This window comes from Chitiniphilus eburneus, assembly GCF_005048205.1.
GTDB classification, from domain to species: Bacteria; Pseudomonadota; Gammaproteobacteria; order Burkholderiales; family Chitinibacteraceae; genus Chitiniphilus; species Chitiniphilus eburneus.
The window spans coordinates 1-740 of sequence record NZ_SUMF01000084.1 but is presented as its reverse complement, the minus strand read 5'-3'; the positions used below and the strand labels follow the sequence as shown (position 1 = coordinate 740).

Genomic DNA, 740 nt, shown 5'->3' with positions numbered 1-740 from the left:
CACGGCTTCTTCGCCGACATCGCCCAGACCTTCTATCAGCTCAGCCAGCAAAACCCCGACACCGCTCCCGAAAAAATCGCCGAGGCGCTGCTTTACGGCAATGCGCCCGAAGGCATGGATGCGCGCGTGGCCGAAGCGGCAATCCGCTATTACCAGGCCAAGGCCGAGCAGGCTGCCTTGGCGCAACTGACGCTGGATGAGGAAAGTGAAATCCTGCGCGATATCCGCCGTGCCACCGCCGAGGCCGATAAGGTGCTGCTGGTGCCGCATTCGCAAGGCAATCTGTTTGCCAATCGCATGTATACCCTGCTCACCGACAGCGGTGAGTTACGTCCTCAGGACTTGCGCATTCACGGTTTTGCTTCGCCAGCGGATCGGGTGCTCGGCAATGGCAGCTATCTCACTTCGCGCCACGATGTGGTGATTAGCAGTCTGGATATCTTGCGCAAGGTGTTGCCGCACAATATCGAGATTCCGCGTACCAAGGCCGATTTGCTGGGGCATGGGTTTAAGGAGGTGTACCTCAACCCCAGCCTGAACGGCCGGGCGGCCGCCACCACTGGTTTGCTGGCGGCGATGGCGGCGATGAACACCACCACGCACCCGCTGTATGCCGATGACCCACTATTAAGCAGGGCGCCGTTGGTGCTGGATTACTACGGACTGGAAAACCCCTGGGAGTTGTCCTGTGCCGCTGGGCGCTGCCTGGGGCCGTATCTCGGTTTGCCCTTCATCCACCT

General features: G+C 60.4%; 1 protein-coding gene. It reads left to right on the top strand.

Going from position 1 to position 740, the window contains the following annotated elements; genetic code table 11:
- The coding region (locus FAZ21_RS20485) for a hypothetical protein (protein WP_169307518.1) at positions 1-740 on the top strand (740 nt) is incomplete at both ends.